Genomic DNA, 2336 nt, shown 5'->3' with positions numbered 1-2336 from the left:
GCGTTCAAGGGATTCGACATCGGCCGGGCCACCGCGCTCGGCGGACTGTGGATGCTGCTCCTGCTGCTCCTCGTCGCCGTCTATCTCAGGATCACCGAGCGGAAGGGCGACGCCTGATGACCTCCACCACCTCCACCCCGCTGTCCGCCGCCGAGAAGCCGCAAGCCGCCAAGCGGGCAGGGGGCGCCACCCGGACCGGGGGCAGCACCCGGCGCCGTATGCGCAAGGACCTGCTGCGCTCGCGGATCGCCGCCTGGAGCGCGGTCGTCGTCATCGGCGCCTTCGGTCTGCTGCCGGTCTACTGGCTGCTCGCCACCGCGCTGAGCACCCCCGAGTCGACCTTCCAGTTCCCGCCGAAACTGATACCCACCGACCTCACCCTCAGCAACTTCACGGCTCTGGCCGAGAACGACCAGTTGATCAAGTACATGGTGAACTCGCTCATCGTGGCCTCGATCACCGCCGTGCTGAGCGTGGTCGTCGCCACGTACATGGGCTACTCGTTCTCCAAGTTCCGCTACACGGGGCGCCGGTCGCTGATGCACCTGGTGCTCGCCTCGCAGATGTTCCCCCAGGCACTGCTGCTGGTGACGCTGTACACCGTCTTCTCCAGCTTCGGCATGCTCAACACGTACACCGCCCTGGTTCTCTCCTTCACCACCTTCACGATGCCGCTGTGCGTCTGGATGCTGAAAGGCATCTTCGACACCATCCCGGACGCCCTGCTGGAGGCGGCGTCCATCGACGGCGCGTCCCGGTGGCGGACACTGCACTCCATCGTGGCACCGCTCGCCGCGCCCGGGATGATCGCCGCGGGGCTCTTCGCCTTCGTCCGCGGCTGGAACGACTTCATCTTCGCGCTGACCCTGGCCGACAAGGAGAAGCAGACGCTCCCTCCCGGCCTCGTCTCCACCTACATCGGCGAATTCCAGACCGCCTGGCCCCAGTTGATGGCGGCCTCGCTCGTGGTGTCCATCCCTGTGGTGGTCGCCTTCATGTTCCTGCAGCGCTACCTCGTCGGCGGCATGACCGCCGGTTCGGTCAAGAGCTGAACACACGGGATCACCCCGTGCCCGCACGTTCCTCCCCTCCCGCTCACTCCCCCATGGAGAGATCATGACCACCTCTGGCATCAGCCGGCGCGGCGCGCTGCGCATGTTCGGCATCGGCGCGCTCGGTGTGGCGGGCGCCGGTGTGCTCAGCGCCTGCGCACCCTCCGGCTCGGGCTCCGCCTCGACCGGTGACACGAAGTCCAAGGACTTCGACTTCACCTCGTGGTCGCTCAACGAGGAGGCGGCCAAGCCCTCGATCGAGAAGATCATCGCGGCGTGGGAGAAGGCCGAGAACTCCACGATCCGTGCGGTGTCGTACCCGTACAACGAGTACCTGAGCCAGCTCACCCTGAAGCTCGGTGGCGGGCAGACGACGGGCGCCGTGCACCTCGACATCGCGTGGCTGGCCGCCATGGCCCAGATGGGCAGACTGGCCGACCTCGGATCCGTGGCCGGCAAGGGCGGCTACACGGACGTGGCGCTGAACAGCGGGAAGTACGACGGCACGCAGTACGGGCTGCCGTGGAACACCGGATCGATCGGCGTCATCGCCAACTCGCACCTCCTGGAGAAGGCCGGGATAAAGGAACACCCCACCACCGTGGAGGAGTTCGAAGCCGCGCTGAAGGAGCTGAAGGGACTGGGCGGCGGTGTCGTGCCGTACGCCGCCGCCACCAAGGTCGCGCAGCTCAAGGACATCTTCCCGTGGATGCAGACTTTCGGCTGCAAGCTTCTCGACGGCGGGAAGGTCACCATAGGCGACGACGCCTCGATCGACGCGGTCACCTGGTACAAGAAGCTGCACGACCAGAAGCTGATCGCCGCCGACGTGGACCGTTTCGACGCCCGCGCCCTGTTCGGACAAGGCAAGGCCGCCTTCTACGACGACGCGATCATCGGCAAGGGCGTGACCTCCGCCCAGTCCAAGGACAAGACGCTCGCCGACGCCATGCAGCCGATGGAGCGACCGGTACTCAAGGCCGGGGACACACCCCAGGCGCTGCTGTGGGGCGGCGTGATCGCGATCGTGAAGGGCAAGGGGCAGGACGCGGCTACCGAGTTCGCTCTGCACACGACCACCGACCTGGCCACCACCTCCCAGTACTTCGCCGAGCGCGCACTGCCGCCGTCCACCACCGCGGGCCTGGCCGCTCCCGAGGTCGCCAAGGACACCTTCTCCACGGAGTGGACCAGCAAGATCACCAAGACGGCGACCGGCAGCCCCTTCTGGCAGTTCGCGCAGAACTCGCAGATCGAGGAGGCCGTAGCCAAGCAGGTGCAGGC

Annotated in this window: 2 protein-coding genes; both read left to right on the top strand. The window is 67.0% G+C overall.

Annotated elements, in window-relative coordinates:
- Nucleotides 1-116 precede the first annotated feature (116 nt).
- A complete protein-coding gene (locus tag ACFWEP_RS34145) occupies nucleotides 117-1052 on the top strand; it encodes a carbohydrate ABC transporter permease (RefSeq protein WP_387376123.1) in 936 nt (311 codons plus the stop codon).
- A gap of 64 nt (nucleotides 1053-1116) precedes the next feature.
- Nucleotides 1117-2336 (top strand): ABC transporter substrate-binding protein (locus ACFWEP_RS34140; RefSeq protein ID WP_387376121.1); only part of this gene is annotated, 1220 nt, incomplete at its 3' end.

This window comes from Streptomyces sp. NPDC060198, from assembly GCF_042728415.1.
In the GTDB taxonomy this organism is placed as follows: domain Bacteria; phylum Actinomycetota; class Actinomycetes; order Streptomycetales; family Streptomycetaceae; genus Streptomyces.
This window is presented reverse-complemented; position numbering and strand designations above follow the sequence as displayed.